Genomic DNA, 25986 nt, shown 5'->3' with positions numbered 1-25986 from the left:
TGGCTTGTCTAGAATAAAAAGATAGGTGTAACTATGGATACAATTTCCAAAGATACTTTACAGTCTATTGCAGATTCCAATTGCGATAATGTATTTGCTTATTTAGGAAGGCATGCGTTAGACGAGTCGACAAGTATTATTCGAGTTTTTTTACCCGCTGCTGATAAAGTGGAGGTAATTGATTACCAACATGGTAATGCAGTAGCTGTAATGACTCGTATGCATGAGGCGGGTATTTTTAGCGGTATATGCAGTAACTCAGACTGTGAGCGTTACCGTTTAAGAGCATATTATGATGGTCAGTCAGTAGAAGTAGAAGACCCTTATCGTTTCGGATCGAGCATTGCTGAAAGTGATCTATATCTTTATGCGGAAGGGACGCATGAAAAAGCCTACAGTTTTCTCGGTGCTCATTTAATAACAATTGATGGTGTGGAAGGTTGTCGTTTTACAGTATGGGCACCTAACGCTCTGCGCGTATCTGTGGTTGGAGATTTTAATTTCTGGGATGGACGCAGGCATGTTATGCGTAATTTGCTTCCCACTGGTGTATGGGAAATATTTATTCCAGCGGTTGATGTTGGAGCCATGTATAAATATGAGATAAAAGCAAAAGATGGCAATGTATTGCCCCATAAAGCTGATCCCATGGGTTTTTACGCACAAAAACCACCTGAACAGGCCTCTATTGTGATTGATCCTCATACTTATCACTGGGGAGATGACCACTGGGTAGCCAAAAGAGACTCATGGACAAACATAAATAGACCAATATCTATATATGAGCTTCACCTTGGTTCTTGGCGCCGTGTTCCTGAAGAAAATAATCGTTATCTGAGTTATCGTGAGTTAGCGCGAGACCTTATCCCCTACGTTAAGGAAATGGGGTTCTCCCACATCCAACTAATGCCTGTCAGTGAATTCCCATACGATGGCTCATGGGGATATCAACCGGTCGGCATGTACGCACCTACGAGTCGCTTTGGTTCGCCAGATGACTTTAAGTATTTTATCGATCAATGTCATCAAAATGATTTAGCTGTGCTTATAGATTGGGTGCCAGGGCATTTTCCGACAGATGCTCACGGCTTAGGTGTGTTTGATGGCACGCCCCTATACGAACATGCCGATGCCCGTCAGGGTTTTCACCCTGATTGGAACACTTTTATCTACAACTACGGCAGAAAAGAAGTGGTCAGTTATTTAATGGCCAATGCCATTTTTTGGTTTGACTATTATCATATTGATGGCCTTAGAGTTGATGCCGTTGCTTCCATGTTGTATCTGGATTATAGCCGCGAAGACGGTCAGTGGATTCCTAATGCTTATGGTGGTCGGGAAAATCTTGAAGCGATTGATTTTATTCGCTTGACCAATGAGCGTGTTTATAAAAATTATCCTAATGCCATGATGGTTGCTGAAGAATCAACTTCTTGGCCGGGTGTATCAAAACCGACACAGTACGGTGGCTTAGGCTTCGGTTATAAATGGAATATGGGATGGATGAATGACAGTTTAGATTATATGTCAAAAGAATCGGTACACCGTCAATACCACCATCATGATATGACTTTTAGCCTATATTATGCCTTTAGTGAAAACTTTATTTTACCTCTTAGCCATGACGAGGTGGTGCATGGTAAAGGTTCCATTTTAGACCGAATGCCTGGAGACACTTGGCAAAAGTTTGCCAGTTTGCGTGCGTATTATGGTTTTATGTGGGCACACCCAGGTAAGAAATTATTGTTTATGGGGAGCGAGTTTGCCCAAGGCCCAGAATGGGATTACAACAACAGTGTCTGTTGGCATCAATTGGATATTGCCGAGCATAAAGGTGTGCAAACTCTTGTAAAGAACCTTAATTCTATTTATCAGCAAACTCCTGCCCTGTACGAAAATGATTTTGAAGAAAATGGCTTTGAATGGATCGAAGCTGATGATAGGCATAACTCCATTTTTGCGTTTATACGCAAAGCTAAAAGTGGCCATGGTGACATCATTGTGGTTAGTAACTTTACGCCTATTGTGCGCACTGCCTACCGGCTAGGTGTCAATATGCCGGGAAGTTACATTCAAATAATTAATACGGATGACACGTTGTACGGTGGTTCTGGTGTTAATAGTTGTGATGCTATGCAGTCACAAGAAGTACCATGGCATTATCGAGATCATTCTATTGAGCTTGATGTGCCTCCATTGGCAACTGTATTCATTCAGTTAAAGGGATAAAACATTGAATTGCTATAACGCTTCTGAAGGTCTTCCTTATCCCCTCGGAGCTACTGCAGATAAGCAAGGGGTTAACTTCGCAATTTTTTCAGCAAATGCACAACGAGTAGAGTTGTGCTTGTTTGATCCAGAAGGCTGCAGAGAAATTCAAAGGATTAATCTTGCCGTTTGCACAGATCAGGTTTGGCACGTTTATGTCGAAGGTTTAACAGCCGGAGCAATTTACGGTTATCGTGTATATGGTCCATACGAGCCTCAGAATGGCCATCGTTTCAATCCGCATAAGCTATTGATTGATCCCTATGCCAAGCAATTATTTGGGACTTTTCACTGGTCTAACACAATGCTGGGATATACGGCGAATGAAGATAATGAGGATCAAGACCTGATTATCGATGAACGTGATAATGCCGCTGAGATGGTGAAGTGCGTGGTCGTGGATAACGATGCTTTACTGGTGAAAAATGCACTGTCGCCGCCGAAGCCTAATATTCCTTGGAATAAAACCATCATTTATGAGCTGCATGTTAAGGGGTTCAGTAAACTTAATATGGCGCTGGCGGAGTCTGAGCGAGGATTTTTTAGTAGTCTAGCCCAGCCTGAAGTTCTCTCCTATATAAAACAGTTAGGTGTGACCGCCATAGAGTTATTGCCTGTACACGTCTACATTGATGAGAAATTCTTAATCGATAATAAGTTAACAAATTATTGGGGCTACAACAGTTTAAACTTTTTTACTGTACATCATGCTTATTTAAAAAATAACGATATTATCGAATTTAAACAATTCATTGACGCAGCACATGCGGTGGAATTGGAAGTTATACTTGATGTAGTTTATAACCATACTGCTGAAGGCAATCGACTTGGCCCGACCTTGTCTTTTAGAGGTATAGATAATGCCTCCTACTATGGTTTAGAGGCTCACGATGCGCGTTTTTATATTAATGATACCGGCTGTGGTAATACCCTTAATGCGAAACATCCCCGGGTCTTGCAGATGGTAATGGATAGCCTTCGTTACTGGGCAGAGCTAGGTGTGGATGGATTCCGCTTTGATTTGGCCACCGTGCTCGGTCGTGAAACGGGAGGGTTTGATCCTGGCAGTGGCTTCTTTGATGCCATCAGACAAGACCCTATTCTGGCTTCCTGTAAAATGATTGCAGAGCCCTGGGATATAGGGCCTGGAGGTTATCAAGTGGGTAACTATCCTTCAGGTTGGTCAGAATGGAATGATCGTTACCGCGATATTGTGAGATGTTTTTGGCGAGGTGATGCGGAAGTTTTGCCAGAATTTGCACGTAGAATACATGGCTCCAGTGATTTGTTCGAGCACTCAGGTCGTGCACCTTCGGCTACGATTAATTTTATTTCTAGCCATGATGGTTTTACCCTGAATGATTTGGTGAGCTATAACGAACGTAACAATTATGCGAATAATGAAAACAATAATGATGGTCATCATTCGAATTTTAGTTACAACCATGGCGAGGAAGGGGAATCTAATAATGCCGAAATTATCGAACTGAGGGATCGGCAGAAAAGAAACTTTATTGCTACATTATTTCTTTCACAAGGCACGCCAATGTTGTTAGCGGGCGATGAATTAGGACGCACTCAACAAGGAAACAATAACGCTTATTGCCAGGATAATAATATAAATTGGATCGCCTGGAAAAATATCGCTGACAATGATCGCTATTTACAATTATTTACTCGTTACGTTATTTCTTTACGCCAACAATATCCATTATTTACATCCAAAGCCTATATTCATCGACCAAAAGAATTAGAAGATGAGAATATTAGTCGAGTTCACTGGTACAACCCTGAAGGCTGTGAAATGAGTGAGCAGCAGTGGCAAGAGGCAGATCGACATACGCTTACCTGGGTGCTAGAAAATAGCAGCGTTACAAATAATTCCACAGTAGAAAAATCTATACTGTTACTCCTTTTTAATGCGGGGAATGAGCCCGAAGAGTTTTATTTACCACAAGATATGAATGTTAAGAAGTGGACACCATTGCTCGATACCTGTGAGATAGATGGTGTGCCTAAAAATACTATTAGCTTGACAGAAAATGCGATTGTCATGAAACACAAGTCAATGCAAGTGTTGTCGGCCAACTTTGAATAGCTGTATGTAGGTTAGCTTAATATGAGTTCTACTGAAAAGAAATTAGTTCTAGGTAACAATTTAAAACAGGTGACGAGTGATTTACATCGCCACTTTAATTTTACATTGGGGCACTTTGATACAGACGAGACTGATGGTGAAATGCTAAACGCTTTAGCCTTGACTGTTCGCGACAGAGTGATGGAGCGTTGGCGCCTTTCCATCGAAGACGAGAAAAATAATGCTAAAAAGAAAGTGTTCTATCTTTCCTTAGAATTTTTACTTGGTCGCAGTCTCACTAATACAGTATTAAATTTAGATCTTGACGAAGCGGTTCGCACAGCATTAAAAGATTTTGGTTGTGCCTATGAAGATATTGAGAGTGAAGAAAAAGACGCAGGCTTAGGTAATGGCGGCCTTGGACGTTTAGCGGCTTGTTTTATGGATAGTTGTGCGTCTTTAAATTTACCTGTGACCGGCTATGGTATCCGCTATGAATACGGTATGTTTCATCAAAGCTTCGATGAAGGCTACCAGATAGAACAACCTGATCATTGGTTGCGTGATGGCAGTCCATGGGAAATTGAAAGACCGAAAGATACTAAGCATGTTAAGTTTTATGGTCATTCTGAGTTTTACACTAATGAACAAGGCGAGCAGTGCGCACGCTGGTGCAATACTCAAGATGTGCTTGCTGTACCTTATGATATGCCTATTCCCGGCTATCGCAATGATAAAATCAATACACTTCGTCTGTGGAAAGCCGCAGCTACTGATGAGTTCAATTTGGCTGATTTCAATGCTGGTGATTATTCCGACGCGGTTGCTCAAAAAAATACTGCAGAACAGATTACCATGGTCTTGTATCCCAATGATTCAAGTGAGAGTGGTAAAGAGCTACGTTTAAGACAGCAATACTTTTTAGCCTCAGCAAGTTTACAAGACGTGCTGGACACTTGGACTAAGGAAAACAAAAAGGATTTTTCTACTTTTGCTGAAAGCCATTGTTTTCAGCTTAATGATACTCATCCGACGCTAGCTGTTGCTGAGTTAATGCGTTTGTTGGTAGACGATTATAACCAACAGTGGGACGAGGCCTGGGCGATTACTTGCCAAACCATGGCGTATACTAATCATACATTATTGCCTGAAGCCTTAGAAAAATGGTCCGTTCGATTAATTGGCCAACTTCTGCCACGTATTTTAGATATTATTTATGAAATTAATAGTCGGTTTTTACAAGAAGTCGCACAGAAGTGGCCAGGTGATGTCGATCGCCAACGACGTATGTCCATTATTGAAGAAGGCGATGAGCCTCACGTACGCATGGCTTACCTTGCTATTATTGGTAGCTTTTCTGTTAATGGTGTTGCGGCGCTTCATTCACAGTTATTAACCACTGGCTTGTTTAAAGATTTTCATGACCTTTGGCCAAAGAAATTCAATAATAAAACCAATGGCGTAACGCCTCGGCGCTGGTTGGCTCATTGTAATAAAGAATTGAGTCAGCTAATGAATTCAGCTATAGGCGATAAGTGGGTATGCCACTTAGATGATTTAGCCAAGTTGAAAAAATACGCTGGAGATACCGCCTTTCAAGATAAATGGCGACAAGTAAAATATAATAATAAAGTACGGTTGGCAAACTTAGTAAATCAAAAGTGTGGTGTTAATTTTGATCCCCAATTCATGTTTGATGTGCAAGTAAAACGCATTCACGAATATAAAAGACAGTTATTGAATGTGCTGCATATTATACACCTGTATGACAGAGTTATTCGTGGAGAAGAAATTCTTCCTCGTTGCGTTCTTATAGGAGGTAAGGCCGCGCCGGGTTATGCTTTCGCTAAACTTATTATCAAACTAACAAATAATGTAGCTAAGGTAGTTAATTCTGACCCTAAAGTCGCCTCTAAATTAAAAGTTGTATTTTTCCCGAATTATCGTGTTACATCTATGGAAGTGATATGTCCAGCAACTGATTTGTCGGAGCAAATCTCTACTGCAGGAAAAGAAGCTTCTGGTACAGGCAACATGAAATTTATGATGAATGGTGCTATCACCATTGGTACTTATGACGGTGCTAATATCGAAATACTGGATGCAGTAGGAGAAGATAATTTCTTTTTATTTGGCTTAAAGGTTGGTGAGATTGCTCAGTATCGAGCTTATAACAATCCAAATGATTTAATTGCTGTGGATGAAGATCTTCGTCGAGTTATTAATCTTATCGAGTGTGGACATTTTAGTATGTTTGAACCAGGAGTGTTTGAGCCTATTATTAGAAGTATTCGCAATCCGAACGACCCTTGGATGGTGGCAGCAGATTTCCGCAGTTATATCGATACACAAGAATTGGCGGCACAAGCTTATGCAGATACCAATCGTTGGACGCGATCGAGTATTCTCAATACTGCATCTAGCGGCCATTTCTCTAGCGATAGAACTATTAGAGAGTATGCTAATCAAATTTGGTCAATATAATAAATTAATAAAAACATATATCAGAATGCGTTCATTAATATCTTTTACAAAGTGGTAACTCACACCATATATTCAGGAGAAGCCTCATGCTTGACCCTAATTCTCGCTTTGTCAGTAGGTTAACCCGTGACACTGTTGCCTTAGTTCTTGCCGGTGGTCGTGGAAGTCGACTTCATGAACTCACAGACTGGCGTGCAAAACCAGCGCTGCATTTTGGAGGGAAATTTAGAATTATTGACTTCCCTTTATCTAACTGTGTTAATTCTGGTATTCGCCGGGTGGGTATTTTAACGCAGTATAAGGCGCACTCGCTTATTCGGCATGTTATGCACGGCTGGAGTCACTTTAAAAGTGAGTTAGGGGAATATGTTGAAATTTTGCCAGCGTCGCAACGTTTTTCACCTAATTGGTATCAGGGCACGGCAGACGCGTTGTTTCAAAATATTGATATTATTGCCGAGCAAAAACCTAAGTATGTGCTGGTACTGTCTGGTGACCATATTTATAAAATGGACTATGGGTCAATGTTGGCTTCTCATGTTGAAAGTGGAGCAGATCTTACGGTTTCTTGTATTGAGGTGCCTGTTGAAGAAGCTGCTGGTGCATTTGGTGTGATGACAGTTGATGACAATAATCGTATTAAAAAGTTTGATGAGAAACCAAAAAGTCCTACAGAACTTGCCGATATGCCGGGGCATACTCTTGCTTCGATGGGGAACTATATTTTTAATACCGACTTTTTATTGGATATCTTACAAAAAGACGCACAGGATCCCGAATCCGAGCACGACTTTGGCAAAAATATAATTCCTGAAATTATTAATACTCACAATGTCTTTGCTTATCGTTTTCGCGATCATGATACTAACCAAGCATCTTATTGGCGAGATGTAGGAACACTGGATTCTTTTTGGGAAGCTAATATGGAGTTAGTTTCTCCTGATCCGGCATTAAACCTATATCAAGATGAATGGCCAATTTGGACATACCAAAAACAATTGCCTCCAGCCAAGTTTGTCTTTGATGATGATGGCCGCCGTGGTTATGCCGTAGATTCGATTGTCTCAGGTGGTTGTATAGTATCGGGAGGGCGAGTTAAAAACTCATTGTTATTTTCTAATGTAAGAGTGCATTCGTTTTCTGATATGGATGAATCGGTGATTTTGCCTGAGGTGGAAATTCATCGAAATGTGAAGCTTAAACGTGTTATCGTCGATAGTGAATGTGAAATTCCTGATGGTATGGTGATTGGTTATGATCACGACCACGATCGTGAACGAGGCTTTAGAGTAACGAAAAAAGGCGTCGTTCTTGTCACTAGGGAAATGTTACAAAAAATTAGTGGTTGATAATTTAAGGGCATGTCTGCCCGAGGTTTTAAATGAAGCAAAAGCAACGCATACTAATGGCAGCGGCAGAAAACGATGCGCTGCCAGGAGCAAAAATTGGTGGTGTCGGTGATGTAATACGAGATTTGCCGAAAGCCTTAATCCAAGAGGGAGTTGTTGTCGATACTGTGATTCCTTCTTATGGGTTTCTTGCTCGGCTCGATGGTTTAGAAAATATTGGTGGAATTAATGTAAAATTTTCTTCCCGTCATTATTATGTGGATGTTCTACGTAAATCAGAAGGTGCTGATAACGCGGATCACTACATTATTCACCATTCAGAATTTTCTCGCAAAGGGGAATGTATTTATAATGATGATGAAGATCATCGCCCGTTTGCTTCCGATGCAATCAAATTCGCCTTTTTCTGCTCATGCGTTGCTCAAGCAATTACTGATAATCTTATCCCTAAACCTAACGTTTTACATTGTCATGATTGGCACACTGCTTTTTTACTTATATTAATTAAGTTTGCAGAGGAACACACTTCTCTACGTGATATTAAAACTATTTACACTATTCATAATCTTGCTATGCAAGGTGTGCGTCCCTTCGATGGTGATGAGTCATCTTTTAAACACTGGTTTCCAGATCTACATTATAGTATTGATAAAATCATTGATCCCCGTTATAGCGATTGCGTAAATCCTATGCGAGCGGGAATTTTGCTCTGTGATCGCGTGCAAACGGTATCACCTACTTATGCCAAAGAAATTTTACAAAGCAGCGACTACGATGCTGGACTATATGGTGGTGACGGTTTAGAAAACGATTTAAAAATGCGTGACGACCGAGCTGAAGTTTTTGGCATTCTCAACGGTTGCGAATATCCAGAAAAGTTTGACGCTACGCCTCTAAGCCAAGGAAAAATTACCAAATTAATTCAGCTATCGATAAGACGTTGGGCTGCCAAAGATCAAACTTTGGCTACTGCGCATTGGCTGGCGGATTCAGATATTACCAGCTGGGGTAAGAAAAAAAATATCGGCATAACCATAACCTCAATTGGTCGCTTAACAGAGCAAAAGGTGAGGATTCTAAACACACCTCTAGCTTGTGGGAAAACGGCATTACAAGGCGTGCTAGATGAATTGGCAAACACTGGAACATTAATTATGTTGGGCAGTGGCAATCCCCATTTAGAAGCCTTTCTTTGTCAAGCCAGCGCTGAAAACCAAAACTTTATTTTCTTAAATGGTTATTCTGATGAAGTCTCTAAAGCGCTCTATAATTTTGGTGATTTATTCCTAATGCCTAGCTCTTTTGAACCTTGTGGTATTAGTCAAATGCTCGCTATGCGCTCGGGGCAGCCGTGCATCGTAAATGCTGTGGGTGGTTTAAAAGATACTGTATCTCACGATAAAAATGGCTTTGTTTTTTCTGGCGATAATATTCAAGAACAAGCTCAAGCATTAGTAGATCTCTTTAAACAAACATTAGCTTTATACAAAAGTAATCAGGATAAGTGGCTGCGAATATCTAAAGCAGCAAAAGAGGCGCGTTTCACGTGGAAAAAATCGGCAAAAGATTACTTGAATAAATTAATCTAATTTATACGAGCAACTGTAATATGCAAAAAAAAGCCCTGTAATTACAGGGCTTTTTTATCTTTAGAAGAGTTATTGTTTTTGACTAACCTTCATCTTCATCCATATCCTCAATAACATCAGGATTAGTGACTATCGTATCTGTCACAATACCATCGCGAGCGAAGAAGGCTACGATCTGCGAAACCATTTCAACAAATGCCGCTGGATCATCTGCCGACACGGGTGTGCCGTGAGAGCCTGCAGTAAACCGTGAAACTAGCACTTCGGGATCACCATCGCTATCGGCTGCAGCGGGAATAGAATCGCTACGAATTGCACCGAATTGTGCGATAAGAGGTTCTGTTCCGGATAAGGGAGCTGGGAAGCCATTAATCACAAACCCTGTATCAGCAACAGTAGTATTAAGAGGGCCAGTGCCTAGAGATTCGTCGGCAGCATTTGGGATAGTGCGGTCACCAATAACTTCAGTAAGTAAGATACCTGTAGATGCATTAGTATCAGATAGGCTACTGGCAAAATTAATAACATCGGCAGAATCTAAAAGTCCCTGGAATACGTTGAAGTAAGACTCTAAGCCACTCATACCTTGCACGAGAGACTCATTTGCCGCAGCTAAGCCTTGTAAGATAGTAGGGGCAAAGTTTTGAGAGTTGGCTAGCAGGCGCGTTGTACCACCACCTGATACTAATGCTGCTGCTGCTTTTACCATTGGCTTAGAACTGATAAAGGCACTGTTCTGTACTGCGGCGCTATTGTTAATGGCAACAAAGGGTAGGCCATTGATGCCACCTAATGAATGGCCGACAAAATAAACGTTTGCTGTATCAAAATCGTCGGCGGTGCCATCATCGTTTAAATCCATACTGCCTAGCGATGCGTTTAGGTTTAACAAGTCAATCGACATCTGACGCAGGTTATCGCGTCCATTGACAAAGTTCGTTAGGTTGATGAATAAACTGCCTGAGCTACCGGTGTCAGCCGTATAATCCATTGCCGTGGGTGTCCGTCCATCAGCGCCTGCTGTGACATCGAAGTGGCGTTCAGTAAGCATGGCAGAAGGCATATTATCGCCGACATTCGCTGTAATCATTGCATCTGGATCAGTCACGCTCATCAAGCCAGGCACAGTACTGCCTGCTGGAGCAATACCGTGTAAAGGCTGGTCTATAGCGATCGTGGCAAAGCAGGGGACGCCAGGAATTGGGCCTGTCGGCATACCTGCTGCATCACGCGCGATACATGCAAAGGATAAGGCGTTAGCTATTGGTAACGAAGCACTTCTATCTGTTGTGATACCGTGAACGAATATAACTACTGGCCAACCTTCAGCTGGTTTCATTACACCAAGGCTATTAAGTGTTGCTTCATTTGGTGTGGTAACAACAACAGGTACAGTGACGTCAGACTGTTTTGTTGGGAATGGATAGCGGTAGGTAATTTGGCTTGATGGCGGGGTTGCGCCGGTAGAATCAATTGCTGCACCGATAGTAGCATTTGCTACCCAGGAGTCAGTGACAATAGGACTAAGGTCAGAATCTTCTGGTCTGCCTAAATAGTAGGGCAGGGTGATTTCACCTTGATAAATAACGGCAGGAGCTGCAAGTGCAGGGTTGATGTCATCTGCGCTATCCATGCGGAAGAAATTACTTACTCTTGGTGCGGGTAAAGGAAAGACATCACTAGTTTCGAGTGGGCTTCCAACTTGCGATGAAATACCTGCGACAATGGCCTGCACAGTGCCTTGCGCTTCGTTTGCAATAGATACGTTATCCACCGCTGGAACACTGCCATCATTTACGGCAATGGCCGCTTGTGCTGCTGCCTGCTGCATAATATGTGCAGCGGTAGCGTCCTGGGCAATGGTGGCGTAATCGGCGCCGCTAGCTATTGCGCCGGCGATAGTTGCATTGAATAAGGGGTTTGGCTGTCCGCCTGGCAACATTTGCGCTGTTAATAGGGTATTTAATGTACCATTAATTGCCGTATCCACAGGAGTGGGTGACGCTGTGGAAGGCATGCCTGATAGAGTATAAGTACCATCTACAAGCTTGATGATTGCATCTTTCTTGACACCTGTTCTCAATGATTGTTCAAAGAAGTACTCTGGTGCTGCAACGCTTTGTAGTACATCGGTTGTGCCGCCTGTGGTAAAGGTAATGCTGAAGATAATGTCGTCAGCGCTTGGCACATTTGCCGTAGTAACACCAGCGGCAGTAAATACGGTTTGCATAAAGCCAAAATAGCCAGCGGCCAATCTTTCCCAACCCAGGATTGCATTTCTAACACCGGTGAGAGAGGCTGCACTTTCAGCACCAAATATGGAAAGGTCGTTACTTGGGTCACGCAATAATTCATATGAGGAAGATGCTGTTACAGGATTGCCATTGAGATCTTCTACATCTGTTACAACAACAAGATATTTGGTTTTTGGCATTAAAGGCTTAAGAGGCGTAATACGCAGAGTATTATTGTTACCACCATCTTGGCTAATAAGTTCTGCACGCGCAGTGGGCATTGCCAATGCCCCTAGTGTCGCAGCATCAGAGGTCGCTGCCGCAGTTTGATATGTTACCGCTTCTGCGAAAGTGGGAACTTCTACACTACTACCATTAATCGATGCCTGGCTGAGGCCATCGCCACTTGGATAGGTTAAAGGTAGCAGAAATACATTCTGATTTGGATTGGGTATCACTGCGCCATCTGCGGCAACAAAGTTAGCGGCATTTAGGTTTTGCGCTGTATTAAGAGAAGACGAAAATCGAATGTCAAAAGGCGATATCACTGAGTTGCCGTCTAAAGAATCAATACCAGTAACCACTGGATTCGCGGGATCAACGCCAGCGCTCATGGTGCCATCGGCCGGTGACTGTGCGGCAAACAACAAGTCATTTGGAATTGGTAATTCACTGGTTGCTGGACTGAAAACTGCAAAAGTTCGGTTGATAGGGGCGTTTGTATTACTTGTTTGATCATCGTCACCACCGCATGCGGTGAGACCTAGAATCGATGCAAGCATTAAACTGCTAAGGCGGTACTTGAGCATCTTGTATCCCTCGATATTTATTATTGATTTACTTTGGGGGGCATCAACAATGAAGTCCCCTCGATAAAGAGATCGGGAAATCACCACTGAAACTAATCATTGTGCATTTTGGCACGTACTCTTGCATCATATGCATGTTTCGGTTTGATTTCAAACAGCTGTTTAATTTTTATAATTTTTCTTATCCGAGTTTAGCTTTTCTACAGAAATTAGCCTAGACCTAATCTCTGAGAAAACCTACAAAAATAAACGCTTGCAAACACGTAAGACGAAATATTTTTCACCGAGCAACTTAGCCTTATTTCTTAACCACTAAAGTGGCGCTTAAAATAAAGTTTGGTGAGCTTCACAATCTTGCAATATTTCGCTGAGTTTGTGTGATTTATATTTCAAACTGACAATTTAGGATGTTTTAGTTATTACAAATGGTGTAATTTTGATAGTGCCATTTTTGTTATTTTGTGCGCCATATGTTTTATAATGCGCCAAGTGATGCGTGTTAATAGTTTTGATTGCTGACATTTAAATCATTTTTTTCAAAAAAAGCTATGGGCGACAATGACTTAACTGCTAATATGTGTTATTAGAAATAGGTGCCAAAAATGTGATCTTGTTCAAATTTTTATTTTTTTGTAAGCCAATATATCGATTTTGGAGTTTGATTTTGAATGAGTCTCGTGCAATTCTGCGCACCATAACTTTTAGTTGATTAGAGAGGCGGTTGGGGAATGGAAGAAAACTTTCTGTTTGGCACCAGATCTATCATTATTAGCAATATTAAAATTATCGTTTTACTTATAGCAATTTTTACAGTGTCTTTTGTTTTATTGAATTCTGCTTGGGATAGCGATCAAGGATTGGGTTTGCAGGGATTAGGCGTACAGGTAGAGTTAGATGATGTACTTGCATCTCATGGTTCTGTGACTTCCTGTATCGAATTGGACGCCATTGCCAATGAAATTGAAATTACCAAGAGTTCAATCGAAAAAGCTGCGCGTAAAATCCATGACTTTTTACCGCATTTTTCACCAGATAGCGAGGAGGCGCCTAAATACTGCGCTCTCAAGCTCGTTTAATTAGAAATATTCTCGTTAATGTAATGAGATAGAATAGGGCTTTAGAGCCCTATTTTTGTAATAGCGGCTTTAAAAAGCGTCCAGTATGAGATCCCTTTACTTTAGTGACTTGCTCAGGTGTCCCTTCAGCAATAATCTGCCCTCCACCACTACCTCCTTCAGGTCCTAGATCAATAATCCAGTCAGCGGTTTTCACTACGTCTAAATTATGTTCGATAACAACCACGGTGTTACCGTGATCTCGCAAGCGATGGAGTACAATAAGCAGTTGCTTGATATCGTGAAAATGCAAACCTGTGGTAGGTTCATCCAGGATATATAGGGTTTTACCAGTATCTCGTTTAGACAGTTCCCTGGAAAGTTTTACCCGCTGTGCCTCACCACCCGAAAGGGTTGTAGCAGCTTGCCCGAGACGTATATAAGAGAGCCCCACATCCATTAAGGTTTGTAATTTCTTAGCAACACTGGGAATCGCATCAAAGAATTCACGTGCGTCTTCCACCGTTAGATCCAAACACTCATGGATATTTTTGCCTTTGTATTTAATATCCAGCGTTTCTCGGTTGTAGCGCTTGCCATGGCAGACATCACAGGGCACATAGACATCGGGTAAGAAGTGCATTTCCACTTTGACAACGCCGTCGCCCTGGCATGCTTCACAGCGTCCTCCTTTTACATTAAAGCTAAAGCGACCCGGCTTATAACCTCGTGCTCTAGCCTCGGGGGTGCCGGCAAATAATTCTCGAATTGGTGTAAAAATACCGGTGTAAGTAGCGGGATTGGAACGCGGTGTTCTGCCAATAGGGCTTTGGTCTATATCTACACACTTATCAAAGTTTTCCAGACCCTCTACGGCCTCATGTTCAGCGGCAGTTAACGTGGTCGCACCATTGAGATGTGTGGCTGCCAGTGGGTAGAGCGTGCCGTTAATAAGGGTTGATTTGCCCGATCCAGAAACCCCGGTAATGCAGGTCATAAGACCGCATGGAATATTAAGCGTTACATCTTGCAGGTTGTTGCCGGTTGCCCCGATGAGGGACAATATTCGGTCTTCATCGTAAGGATGACGCTCATCTGGAATATCTATGGCTTTTCGTCCTGACAAATAGTCGCCAGTGAGAGACTTGCGTGACTTCTCTATTTGGCTGCATTTGCCTGCCGCGATGATCTGACCACCGTGAACCCCAGCACCTGGGCCTACATCAATGACGTAATCAGCGGTTCGTATGGCGTCTTCATCGTGCTCTACCACGATTACAGTGTTGCCTAAGTCACGTAAGTGTGTGAGGGTTGAGAGTAGCCTGTCGTTGTCCCGTTGGTGCAATCCTATTGAAGGCTCATCGAGAATGTACATAACGCCCACCAAGCCTGCACCAATTTGACTGGCCAAACGAATACGTTGAGCTTCCCCACCGGAGAGAGTATCGGCACTGCGATTAAGAGTAAGATAATTAAGACCAACATCCACTAGGAAGCGAAAGCGATCTTCTACTTCTTTTAGGATTTTATCTGCAATCTTACGCTTGGCTCCGGTGAACTTTAACTTCTTGAAGTAAGTATACGCTTCGCCCACAGGCATTTCGGTAATTGTTGGAAGATTGCGATTATCTATAAATACATGACGTGCATCTTTTTTCAGCCTGGCGCCATCACATTCCGGGCAGTTCATGGTAGAGAGGAATTTTGTCAGTTCTTCTCGCACTGAAGCCGAATCAGTATCGCGATAGCGGCGATCCATATTGGGAATGACCCCTTCAAACGTATGGCTGCGGTGATAAGTATCACCTCTGTCGTTGACATAGCTGAAGTCAATCACTTCATTTTTTGAACCATAAAGAATGATATTACGGTGCTTTTTAGTGAGTTTCTTCCATGGCTTATCAATATCAAAGCCATAATGCTCGGCGAGAGAGTTGAGCATATGGAAGTAATAGAGGTTGCGTCTGTCCCAACCTCGTATAGCACCTTCAGACAATGAAGACTCTGGAAATTGGACAATTTTCTCTTCAGAAAAAAACTGTTTTACACCTAAACCGTCACACTCAGGACAAGCACCAGCAGGGTTGTTAAAAGAGAAAAGGCGGGGCTCTAATTCTGCCAGTGAGTAGTCACACACAGGGCAGGAGTGCTTAGCTGAAAATATTTGATCAGGATTTTTGCCATCCATATCAGCGATTATAGCGATGCCGCTAGAGAGGTTAATGGCAGTCTCAAAAGACTCTGCAAGCCTAGTTTTTAGGTCTGCTCTTACCTTAAAGCGGTCAACGATGACTTCGATCGTGTGTTTTTTCTTCTTATCAAGGGCAGGAGCATCATCCAGATCGACTGCGATGTTGTCGATGCGAGCACGGATAAATCCATCTCTGCGCAGAGACTCTAATACGTGTAAGTGCTCACCTTTACGATCTCTAACTATGGGTGCGAGCAACATGGTTTTGCTGCCTTCAGGCATTTTCAGCACAGTGTCTACCATTTGGGATATGGTTTGTGCTGCCAGAGGCTCTCCGTGAATAGGGCACCTCGGTTCGCCAACACGGGCAAACAACAAGCGCAAATAGTCGTACACTTCAGTGATGGTGCCCACTGTTGAGCGAGGGTTGTGAGAGGTGGATTTTTGTTCGATAGATATTGCTGGACTTAAGCCTTCAATATGATCCACATCTGGCTTTTCCATCATGGATAAAAACTGCCTGGCGTAGGTCGACAAAGACTCTACGTAGCGTCTTTGTCCTTCGGCATATAGTGTGTCAAATGCGAGTGAAGATTTGCCTGAGCCTGAAAGGCCTGTGATTACAACAAGTTTATCCCTTGGGATTTCAATATCGACGTCTTTTAAATTATGAGTACGAGCCCCACGAACTATAATCTTTTCCACTAATTTACCGATCCGCTGATTTTAAAGCGGACTAGTATACGGGGTTTCGAAATACTGTGGCAATATACAGTCTTTAGAGGTTGTTGATATTTTGATGATCCCGTGCCCAGTTGCTGGCCTCCATCCTATTTCTGACACCTATCTTCTTATAAATGTTATAGAGATGGCTCTTTACGGTATGTTCGCTCAGAGACAAAGAAGCGGAAACGGCAGAATTACTCATGCCGTCTTTAATCATTTTAAGAATTTCCCGCTCGCGGTTAGTTAACTGGATATTGGATAGGGAGTGGCTTGCGTGATTTTTGCCAGCGACTATTTGTCTGTGCTTATTGAAAAAGTTATGCAGCAGTCGTCTCGGTACCCAGTAATCGCCGCCTAACAATTGTTCAATTCCGCGTAACAGCTGATCTTGGGGAGTATCAACGTAGAATATCCCTGAGACACAAGGCCAATCCAATAGGTTTTCATGTTCATCACTGTGCTCAGCATTTAGCAGAGCTGTCACCACATTGTCAGAATGAGCACTTAGTTCACGTAATATGTTGTTTAAACTGTCTATACTCTCCTGCAGGCAGTCGAGCAAGACGAGCTGAATGTCTTCTGGGAGCTTTTTAGTATCGCGCTTTATAATACTGCACTTGGCATTGATATGCTCACCGATGAAAGTAGCGAGAAGAGTAGTATGAAAGCTCTCATTACTTGAAACAATTGCAATGTGTATTAATGGGATTTTTGCGCCCTGACTCTGTTCTGACACGTCTTTACCTGAATGAACAAAGCGGTTAAACCGCTAAATTTGTTTGGATCGTCACTGTTTATATTTGTTTTTGTCTAAAAAATGCACATAATGCAAAAACTTGGCATATTGTAACGTAATTTGTGTCACAAAACGAAGTGGCACTTTTTTATACCTAAAGTATAGTCCTTGTTGAGCTTATAAATAAACGTCCTACATTGTCTAGACGAGGAAAACGTAAAAAAGTTTGTCCACTATTTGTATGACAAATAAAGCTTAACTGCCTAATCTTTAGCTTCCTATTTTCCCTAAACTTGTACCTTTTCGTACATACCTAGATTGATAGTAGATCAATTCTGTTCTTGTTTGGACTTGACTGCTAAAATTCCCGCATTTTTGGTTTTCGAGGACCCGCTTTTGTCTGAAGTTCGTACAGTGTCGTCACTTGCTCTGCTCTATGCATTTAGAATGCTAGGGCTGTTTATGGTGTTACCGGTATTGATGCTTTATGGAGATCAATACCAGGGAGCCACACCGCTTTTGCTAGGACTCGCTCTAGGTGTTTATGGACTCACGCAAGCTTGTTTTCAAATTCCTCTTGGTATGCTCTCAGATATTGTCGGCCGTAAACCTGTTATTGCTGGGGGGCTCGTTGTCTTCGCTATTGGCAGTGTTGTGGCTGCTGTTGCCACAACAGTGGAAGGTCTTATCATCGGCAGAGCTTTACAAGGGAGTGGTGCTATCGCGAGTGCTATTATGGCGATGGTGGCGGATCTTACTTCTGAAGAAAACCGCACAAAGGCGATGGCGGCGATAGGGGCCTCTATTGGTCTATCGTTTTCTTTGGCCATGATTCTCGGCCCGGCATTAGCCGCTATTAAGGGCTTATCGGGAGTATTTGCTTTGTCTGCAATATTATCTTGCATTGGCATTGCTATCGTATTTTTTCTTGTGCCCACGCCGACAAGTAAAGGGGCTCATCGAGACGTTGCCGCAACACCTGAGCTGTTCAAGCAAAGTGTTCAGAATGGTCAGCTGCTGCGATTAAACCTGGGTATATTTTCGTTACATTGTATTTTAATGGTGAGCTTTGTATGTATTCCGGGTGTCTTGGAGTCAACATTATCTTTACCTAAGGAAAGTCATTGGCAGTTTTACTTGCCGATCCTATTGCTTGCTTTTATCGCGATGTTGCCACTGATGATTGTGGCTGAGAAGAAGCGCAAAATTAAGCCGGTTTTTTTGGCCGCAGTATTGACCTTGAGTGTCAGCTGTTTGCTTTTAATGTTACAGCACCAATCCTTTGTTGGGGTGGTTTTCATTGTTTTTGTATTTTTCGTGGCTTTTAATTTGTTGGAATCCATTCTGCCTTCGCTAGTAAGCAAAATTGCACCAGCGGGCACAAAAGGTACGGCCATGGGAATTTATTCCACTAGCCAGTTTCTCGGAGCTTTTAGCGGAGGTTTAGTTGGTGGTTGGATACTACAACATTATTCCGTGGCCATGGTGTTTGCTTTTTGCGCTGTCTTAGCGCTTCTATGGTTTATCGTGGCTATATCCATGTTACCCCCCAAGCATCTTACTAGTTTATGTGTCAGTATCGCCGATGATGAGAGAGTGAAAAAGATATCTCAAATCAGTGGAGTGGAAGAGGCATTCCATGTGATCGAAGAGTCACTTTTATATTTGAAAGTAGATAAAGCCAAGTTAGATGAACAGGCTCTAAATGAATTGGCCGGCTTAGATGCAAAATAATAGTGTTAGAGTACCTTCGCTGTGCGCTTTGCAGGGAGGCGATTCCATCTTGCAGCTGTATACTGTAAGTGTTAACAGGGCCCAAAATATGCTAAAGTCGAAGCAATAGTTCGCAGCATGGAAGTGCACTTGTTAGCTCTTGAGCTGACAAAAATCAATGTAAAACAAATTAATACGTAAAGAGGAAGAAAATCGTGGCCAGAGGTGTTAATAAAGTCATATTAGTCGGCAACTGTGGGCAAGACCCAGAGACACGTTATAGCGCAGGAGGCGCGGCAATTACTAATCTAAGCATTGCGACATCAGATTCTTGGAAAGATAAGCAGACCGGGCAAATGCAGGATCGTACTGAATGGCACCGAGTGGTGTTCTTCAACCGCCTAGCGGAAGTGGCCGGTGAATACTTACGCAAAGGCAGTAAAGTCTATGTTGAAGGCCGCTTGCAAACCCGCAAATGGCAGGGACAAGACGGGCAAGACCGCTATACCACAGAAATTGTTGCCAGTGAGATGCAAATGCTCGACTCCCGTGGTGACAACATGTCTGGCGGCAGTTATGGCGGTGCTAATCAAGGTATGCCGCAGCAGGGCATGGGTGGTCAGCCGGGAATGCAACAACAGCCTGGTGGCTATCAGCAGCAAGCACCACAACAACCTTATCAGCAACCACCAGCGCAACAACCACCATCACAGCAACAACAGCCCTATGGTGGTGGAGCACAGAATACCCCGCCAGCTGCTCCTGAGATGGATAGCTTTGATGATGATATTCCGTTCTAGCTAAAGTAATTAACATTGAAAAATAACCTTAAGAGCCGCTATTTAGCGGCTTTTTTAATTTTATTAGAAAAATAATGCTGAAAACTGAATAACATCTAACATACCACTTTATAACAAAGCTAAATGTTTATGAGTAGGTGTTCATGAAAGTTGCGGTGAAGCAATTTAAAAGTGAAGAAGGCTATGTGTTTTTATTAGGAGAGGACGCAATTCCTGATTTTTGGGTAACTCACTTTGTTCCCCAATCTCCAGTGATTATTAATTTGGCGGTAACTCATATGGTCAAGGTATGACAATTCATTGCAAACACCGCCCTTGATAATCGACATATCAACTTTGTCTATTTAACAATATACTCGGATCAACTCGTTGATTGTCTTTAATAACTTCAAAGTGAAGATGAACTCCAGTAGCTTTACCCGTATCACCAATGATTCCAATAGCCTGTCCAGCTCTAATCCAAGAACCCACTTTAGTGTCAATAGAATCTAAATGTGAATATAAAGTTTGATAGCCACCTTTATGCTGAATTAATATGGTATTCCCATAATTAGGATGTAATGTTTTGTTATCTGCAATAACTATAATGCCATCAGCAGCAGACATCACCGAACTACCTCTTTCAGCGACATAATCAACGCCTTGATGTGGTTTATAATGTCTTATTTTGCTGATACTACTAAATGTTGAAGTTACCGTATGGTTATCAAGTGGGTGTCGCCAAATTAAAATACCTGTCGTTGAGGGGGTTTTTAAAAACGTATATATACCAAAAAGAGCGATTATCATCAAAGAAAACGTTAAGGCTATAGTAAAGTGACTTTTATTCGACGGACAAATAATGTTTGTAAGCCTAACTTTATAGTCATTAGTACAAAGCACACTGGAATTAAATTGAGCCACTGGGTTTTTGTTATCGAGTAGAGCACTTCTTTTCAATGATACTAGTAATGTCTTTGCATAATCGTGCTTATTGATATTAAATCGATGTATAGTCAGTTTATCACACCGATATTCCATAGCTCTTATAAACTGCCATTCCATTTTTCTTACAAATGGATTTATCCATAAAAGTATACTTAATACTCTCCATAAAATAGTTGCAATATGATCTTTGTTTGCAATATGTGTTAGTTCATGTTGAATCAAAATACTTTGTTGATCTTTTTCTAGCGATGAAAAATATTTAGGCAGTACAATGTAAGGTGAGATTGCGCCAAATACAAAAGGACTATGGTTTAGAGAGGAAATTGCAACCTTAACTCTACTGCTAGACAGCTCATCAATTAATATGGAAGAGCCGGTTAATTTTTTCAATCTTTGCCAAATAGCCATTAATTGAATTAACTTTAAACAAATAAAACAAAAGTAGCTAACTATTAGTGTTATTACAATTAAATCAATTTTTTTCAAGCTTGCGTGAGCGATGCTGGCTTGCTTTAATATTTGTGCGCTTTCCAAACTTGAATTTACATAATTTAGGTTAGGAATCACTATATCTACGAAGCCAAATGATAAAGGAATAAAAGGTAAAAAGCTGGCTGCAAGGGCAGACCACCAAAGACTGGGTGAAGTATTACCATTTTTGGTTATATAGGATGAGCAAACGTAGACAAAACCAGAAAAAATCAGCCAAGGGATAACACTTTCTACTGTGAATTGAATAACTGAGGAGTCCATTACTTTTCTTTTTTTCCTTCAGACAATTCATTTAATAATTTTTCTAATTCATCTAACTCTTCTTTATCTATTAAACGACTGTCAGCAAACATATTTACGGGCAGAGGTTCATCTAATTCTAAGACATTAGTTGCAAATTCTTGCATGCAGGATGCTAGCGTAGGTATTTTTTCAAGTAATGCTCTAAACGTTTTTTTATTGCCCTGTGAACCAATTTCCAAAATCCCTTTATTACCCATTCTTTCCAAAGTTTTGCGTGTAGATGAGTATGACCACCAATATTTTGATTCTAGGTGTTTATGAATTTCTTTGGCTGTTAATGGTTGTTTTTTCCAAAGAAGCTTTAGTATTTCTAACTCTGTTGAATTTGGTGTCATGTAAATGTTCTTAAAGTGTGACTTGTGTCGCACTTTGGTGTGCGTGGTATTAAGCTGCGACTTGTGTCGCACTCTAACATTGTGTATGTTTAAAAGCAATTGTGCGACATGTGTCGCATCTTGATTGTGGGAATTTATGAAATTTTATATTAAACACTTAATTTGTTTCTTCTATTTGAGCTTTATCACATCAGTTTACTCGGCAGATATTGTGCATAAATCAAATATAGATTTTATTCATTATAAAGCGGAGATCACTCCCGACTTTATTACTAAATCAATAGAGGGAACTGTTGAAATTACTTTCAGTCCTTATGTGGATAATTTAGACCATTTGAGTTTTTCTGTGGGGGCTAAGCAGGTCAATGCCGTTTATTTCCTTGCACAAAAGATCGACTTCTCAGTTGAAGGTGATTTATTCATCGTACAGCTGCCAGCTCCTTTGAAAGCTAACAAAGCTTACTCAGTGAAAATAGAATATAAAGTATCAGAAACTCGTGGTTTGAAATTTTACGATGATCACCTTTTTACCGTTTACCATACAAAGAACTGGTTAATCTCTCATAACAAGCTATCAGATAAAGCCACCTTTGATTTATCAATTAAACATGATCTAACTACCACGGCTATTGGTAACGGAACTTTAGTTGCAAGAAAAAAAGTGAGCGGTACTCAATTAGTTTCACGCTGGAAACAAAATACGCCAATACCTTTATATACATTTGGCTTTGCCGTTGGTGAGTTTGAAAAACATTCTATGGGTACAAGTGGTGTCAATATATCCGTGCTTTATCGACAACAAATAAAATCAAATTTAACAGCAGACTTGATTAATAAGGCATTTGCAGATACCGCTGATATGCTTTCATTTTTTGAAAGTAAAGCAGGTTTCAGCCTTGAGCAAGATTATGCATATGTTGTTGTCGATGGTTATATGGCACAGGAAGCTTCTGGCTTTAGTTTAGTAGGAGAAAAGTTTGTTCATACCTTGTTAAATGACAAAAATGAAAATTGGTTTATTGCGCATGAACTTGCTCATGAATGGTGGGGCAATAGTATAACCAGCGCAAACTTTTCCCATTTTTGGTTAAATGAAGGTTTGGTTGTTTTCATGGTTGCAGCGTACAAGCAACATTTGTTTGGAGAAGAAGCCTACAGGGACGAAATAGCGTTAGCGCTCAAGCGTATACAACGTGCTGTAAAAGAAAAAAGGGTTGCACCTGTTGCTTTTAGAAAGGTAATTGAAGAGCAAGATATTAATCGTACTATGGCATATAGCAAAGGAGCATTGGTGTTTTATATGTTAAGAGAGAAGCTAGGCGATAAGCTATTCTGGCAAAGCTTGAAGCGATATAGCCTTACTTATAAAGGAAAATCAGTTACAACCCAAGATTTAAAATCAATTTTCGAACAAGTCTCTCAAGTTGACTTAACCGCTTTCTTTACACGTTGGGTATATGGTCAAAAAATTCCAACCATAGATATATAAAATAATGTATAGGAAAAACTTATATGAGGTCGTTTGCTATAAAAAAAATCGTTTTAACTCTAGCCTTCTTAGTATGCGTTGGTAATGTAAATGCAAAAGAGGTTGAAAATAGTAACTTTAAAATCGACAATAGTGAGACGATTACTATTGACTCTAAAGCACTAGGTAGAAAATATGACTTATTTATTAAACTACCTGAGGGTTACTTTAAGGAAGTTAATAAATATAAAAAATACCCTGTTCTGTACCTCAATGATGGCCCACATACTTTTAAGGTTGCTGCTGGAGTGACACATTTTTCTCAAATGAATAAAGTGATAGTAGTCGGAATTTCGTTTGCTCATGGAGAGAACGGCCAATATAGTAGAGTAAGAGATCTTACGCCCATTACGGATGATAGTTGGAGGAAATATAAGACGGGTGGAGCGCCCAAATACTTAAAGTTTTTTGAGGATGAAGTTATTCCCTATATAGAAGAAAATTATCGTTCTAACCCGACTAAACGGATACTATCAGGACATTCTTTAGGGGGATCGTTTGGTGCTTGGGTGTTACTCACAAAGCCAGAGCTATTTTCGAGTTACATTTTAACCAGCCCTTCTCTTTGGTATAAGAAACATTGGATTTTTGATTTAGAAGATAAATATCATATAAAGAATAAATCATTAAATGCAAATTTATACTTCGCTACAGGTTCTTTAGAAACTATCAAGAATGGGATGTATTATGAAATGGCTGATGATCAGGTCAGGTTTGTTAGGCAACTGGTTTCAAGAAATTATCGAGGGCTAACTATTGAAGATGAAATAGTTAAAGGTACAGATCACTATTCGACTTTCCCTGTAGGCCTCTCCAAAGGGCTGATGTTCATATATAAACAGATGAAGATACTTTAGAAGTTAATAGATGATTATATGTAGTTATCATGTACTTCTTGTTATAGGGTTACTTGACTACAATAAAATATATTGTAGAAGGCGATTAAAATAAGTAAAGAAAGAGGACAAGGTAACAAAGAACCATTTATTAGTTTGATATGCAAAAATAATTGTTAAATTTTAGCATTTTTTTAGGGTTTTTTAATTTTCTCTCGAAAAATTAAATAGAAGATGCGTTAGTGGTTTCGCTAACACATCTGCAAAGCTCAATTCTCTACTGCCGAAGATTTAACTATTTAGTTTATCCAGTGATGGTATATTGTGATCTAGCCATTCTTTAGTGACAGTGTCTAGGGGGCGCTTTTCTCGATAGACTTGATAATCAAGTTCAGAAATAATGTCATTTGAGAATCGCAGAGAATCTAATATTTGAATCTGCTCATCGCTGAATCTATTGCGTATGTCTGATCGTAAAAGCATAACGGCTTTGTCAACTTTGCCTAATAATCCTTTCGGCTCTTCCAGTTCACGTATATGATATTTGTAATGTAGAAACTGAGGCCTCCAGAGGGGAACAACAATCCACTCTTCTTGAGCATAAGCTTGTTCAAAAGCGCTAAAGCAAGCTTCCTCAGTACCGGTATAAAATGTGTAGCCAGCCTTGGATAGTTTATAATCTTCCATTATTTTTAAAGAAAAACGTGTGATACCGGCACCTGGATTAATACCTTGTATAATCGGCTTCATTTTCTTTTTTATGTCAGGCTTCAATAAATCAGCCACCTTTTGGATAGATTCTTCTGGAATATAGTGTGGTACGCCCCATAATGCATAAGGTTGGTAATGCAGGCCAAGTTCTAGCAATGTTGTAGTTTTTTCAACTTCGGCTCTGTATATGCCATGACTTGAAGGTAGCCAAGCAGAGCATAAAATATCGGTATTACCTTGAGCGAGCATTTTAAAGTTATGCTCATGCTTTGCGTAAACACGCCTAACGTTAAAGCCAAAATCTCTTAAAACATGAAATATAAGGGAGCCTGCTATGTGGTGAAAAGATAAATCGGTGATGCCAATAGTTAGTTGTTTAGACATAGTATTATCCAACAAGTTAAATTAATTAATAAAAAAGTGATTTTTTATTTTTAAAACTTGAATTAGATAAGTGGACAATTACTATCTTGTCCACTTTACTTGCTAACCAATAGCCGTCATTTCGTTGAGTGTAAATTCTTCAACTGCGCCTTCTGTCGCATTCATATATTCGGCTAGGTGAGTATTGCCCATATGGGTTTGCCATAGATCCCGTGACTCCCAGTTCTCGTAAAACAGGAAATGAGCTGGATTATTGTTATCTTGATGAAGGTCGTAATTAAGACAGCCTTTTTCTGCGCGAGTAATATCGATTAATTTTATTAGCTCGGCTTTAACAAGTGCTATTTTGTCTTCTTTGGCTATAATATTGGCCACAATTGTAAGTTTTGCCATGGATTTATCTCCTATATTAAGTTGTGATTACGCACTTAGGTGAATT

18 protein-coding genes are annotated in these 25986 nt (G+C 40.8%); 11 read left to right on the top strand and 7 right to left on the bottom strand.

Annotated elements, in window-relative coordinates; genetic code table 11:
• Positions 1 to 33 precede the first annotated feature (33 nt).
• The 5 genes from glgB to BVC89_RS21385 all read left to right on the top strand — a co-directional run bounded on the left by glgB (position 34) and on the right by BVC89_RS21385 (position 9767).
• The gene (glgB, locus tag BVC89_RS21405) at positions 34 to 2229 is read left to right on the top strand and encodes a 1,4-alpha-glucan branching protein GlgB (protein WP_086933158.1); all 2196 of its coding nucleotides are present in this window, start codon (positions 34 to 36) and stop codon (positions 2227 to 2229) included.
• Between the two features lie 4 nt (positions 2230 to 2233).
• The gene (gene glgX / locus BVC89_RS21400) at positions 2234 to 4366 is read left to right on the top strand and encodes a glycogen debranching protein GlgX (protein ID WP_086933157.1); all 2133 of its coding nucleotides are present in this window, start codon (positions 2234 to 2236) and stop codon (positions 4364 to 4366) included.
• A 21-nt stretch (positions 4367 to 4387) separates the two neighbouring features.
• On the top strand, positions 4388 to 6829 hold the full coding sequence (locus BVC89_RS21395; RefSeq protein ID WP_086933156.1) for a glycogen/starch/alpha-glucan phosphorylase: 2442 nt from the start codon (positions 4388 to 4390) through the stop codon (positions 6827 to 6829).
• A gap of 86 nt (positions 6830 to 6915) precedes the next feature.
• Positions 6916 to 8178, top strand: a complete 1263-nt coding sequence (gene glgC / locus BVC89_RS21390; protein WP_086933155.1) for a glucose-1-phosphate adenylyltransferase — start codon at positions 6916 to 6918, stop codon at positions 8176 to 8178.
• Between the two features lie 32 nt (positions 8179 to 8210).
• Entirely contained in the window at positions 8211 to 9767 is a 1557-nt protein-coding gene (locus BVC89_RS21385; protein WP_245929177.1) for a glycogen synthase, read from the top strand.
• Positions 9768 to 9849: 82 nt separating this feature from the next.
• Here BVC89_RS21385 and BVC89_RS21380 read toward each other — a convergent pair whose 3' ends face one another.
• Positions 9850 to 12810 carry an MECDP-synthase gene (locus tag BVC89_RS21380; protein ID WP_086933154.1) on the bottom strand — a complete coding sequence of 987 codons (2961 nt, stop codon included), beginning with the start codon at positions 12808 to 12810 and terminating at the stop codon, positions 9850 to 9852.
• 728 nt (positions 12811 to 13538) lie between these two features.
• Here BVC89_RS21380 and BVC89_RS21375 point away from each other — a divergent pair.
• Positions 13539 to 13886, top strand: a complete 348-nt coding sequence (locus tag BVC89_RS21375; RefSeq protein WP_086933153.1) for a hypothetical protein — start codon at positions 13539 to 13541, stop codon at positions 13884 to 13886.
• Between the two features lie 49 nt (positions 13887 to 13935).
• On the opposite strand, the gene uvrA is transcribed toward BVC89_RS21375, so the two are convergent.
• Both uvrA and BVC89_RS21365 read right to left on the bottom strand, forming a co-directional pair.
• The gene (gene uvrA, locus BVC89_RS21370; RefSeq protein ID WP_086933152.1) at positions 13936 to 16761 is read right to left on the bottom strand and encodes an excinuclease ABC subunit UvrA; all 2826 of its coding nucleotides are present in this window, start codon (positions 16759 to 16761) and stop codon (positions 13936 to 13938) included.
• A 73-nt stretch (positions 16762 to 16834) separates the two neighbouring features.
• Positions 16835 to 17518 carry a LuxR C-terminal-related transcriptional regulator gene (locus tag BVC89_RS21365; RefSeq protein ID WP_086933151.1) on the bottom strand — a complete coding sequence of 228 codons (684 nt, stop codon included), beginning with the start codon at positions 17516 to 17518 and terminating at the stop codon, positions 16835 to 16837.
• 396 nt (positions 17519 to 17914) lie between these two features.
• On the opposite strand from BVC89_RS21365, the gene BVC89_RS21360 reads away from it, so the two are divergent.
• From BVC89_RS21360 to BVC89_RS29925, 3 genes are all read left to right on the top strand, one after another.
• Entirely contained in the window at positions 17915 to 19252 is a 1338-nt protein-coding gene (locus tag BVC89_RS21360) for an MFS transporter (RefSeq protein ID WP_245929175.1), read from the top strand.
• A gap of 191 nt (positions 19253 to 19443) precedes the next feature.
• Complete coding sequence (gene ssb / locus BVC89_RS21355) at positions 19444 to 20031, top strand: single-stranded DNA-binding protein (RefSeq protein WP_103654297.1); 588 nt, start codon at positions 19444 to 19446, stop codon at positions 20029 to 20031.
• 143 nt (positions 20032 to 20174) lie between these two features.
• Positions 20175 to 20324, top strand: a complete 150-nt coding sequence (locus tag BVC89_RS29925; protein ID WP_158658063.1) for a hypothetical protein — start codon at positions 20175 to 20177, stop codon at positions 20322 to 20324.
• A gap of 37 nt (positions 20325 to 20361) precedes the next feature.
• On the opposite strand, the gene BVC89_RS21350 is transcribed toward BVC89_RS29925, so the two are convergent.
• Complete coding sequence (locus tag BVC89_RS21350) at positions 20362 to 21711, bottom strand: M23/M56 family metallopeptidase (protein ID WP_086933149.1); 1350 nt, start codon at positions 21709 to 21711, stop codon at positions 20362 to 20364.
• Entirely contained in the window at positions 21711 to 22088 is a 378-nt protein-coding gene (locus BVC89_RS21345) for a BlaI/MecI/CopY family transcriptional regulator (protein ID WP_086933148.1), read from the bottom strand. The genes BVC89_RS21350 and BVC89_RS21345 overlap by 1 nt, the downstream gene beginning before the upstream one ends.
• 136 nt (positions 22089 to 22224) lie before the next feature.
• Here BVC89_RS21345 and BVC89_RS21340 point away from each other — a divergent pair, with 136 nt between their 5' ends.
• Together BVC89_RS21340 and BVC89_RS21335 are read left to right on the top strand one after the other, a co-directional pair.
• Complete coding sequence (locus BVC89_RS21340; RefSeq protein ID WP_086933147.1) at positions 22225 to 23577, top strand: M1 family aminopeptidase; 1353 nt, start codon at positions 22225 to 22227, stop codon at positions 23575 to 23577.
• Positions 23578 to 23600: 23 nt separating this feature from the next.
• Entirely contained in the window at positions 23601 to 24473 is an 873-nt protein-coding gene (locus BVC89_RS21335; RefSeq protein WP_086933146.1) for an alpha/beta hydrolase, read from the top strand.
• Between the two features lie 270 nt (positions 24474 to 24743).
• Here BVC89_RS21335 and BVC89_RS21330 read toward each other — a convergent pair whose 3' ends face one another.
• Positions 24744 to 25547, bottom strand: a complete 804-nt coding sequence (locus BVC89_RS21330) for a glycine betaine ABC transporter substrate-binding protein (RefSeq protein WP_086933145.1) — start codon at positions 25545 to 25547, stop codon at positions 24744 to 24746.
• 102 nt (positions 25548 to 25649) lie between these two features.
• Positions 25650 to 25940 carry a putative quinol monooxygenase gene (locus BVC89_RS21325; RefSeq protein WP_086933144.1) on the bottom strand — a complete coding sequence of 97 codons (291 nt, stop codon included), beginning with the start codon at positions 25938 to 25940 and terminating at the stop codon, positions 25650 to 25652.
• Between the last annotated feature and the right edge of the window lie 46 nt (positions 25941 to 25986).

The organism is Agarilytica rhodophyticola (assembly GCF_002157225.2).
Taxonomy (GTDB): domain Bacteria; phylum Pseudomonadota; class Gammaproteobacteria; order Pseudomonadales; family Cellvibrionaceae; genus Agarilytica; species Agarilytica rhodophyticola.
This window is presented reverse-complemented; position numbering and strand designations above follow the sequence as displayed.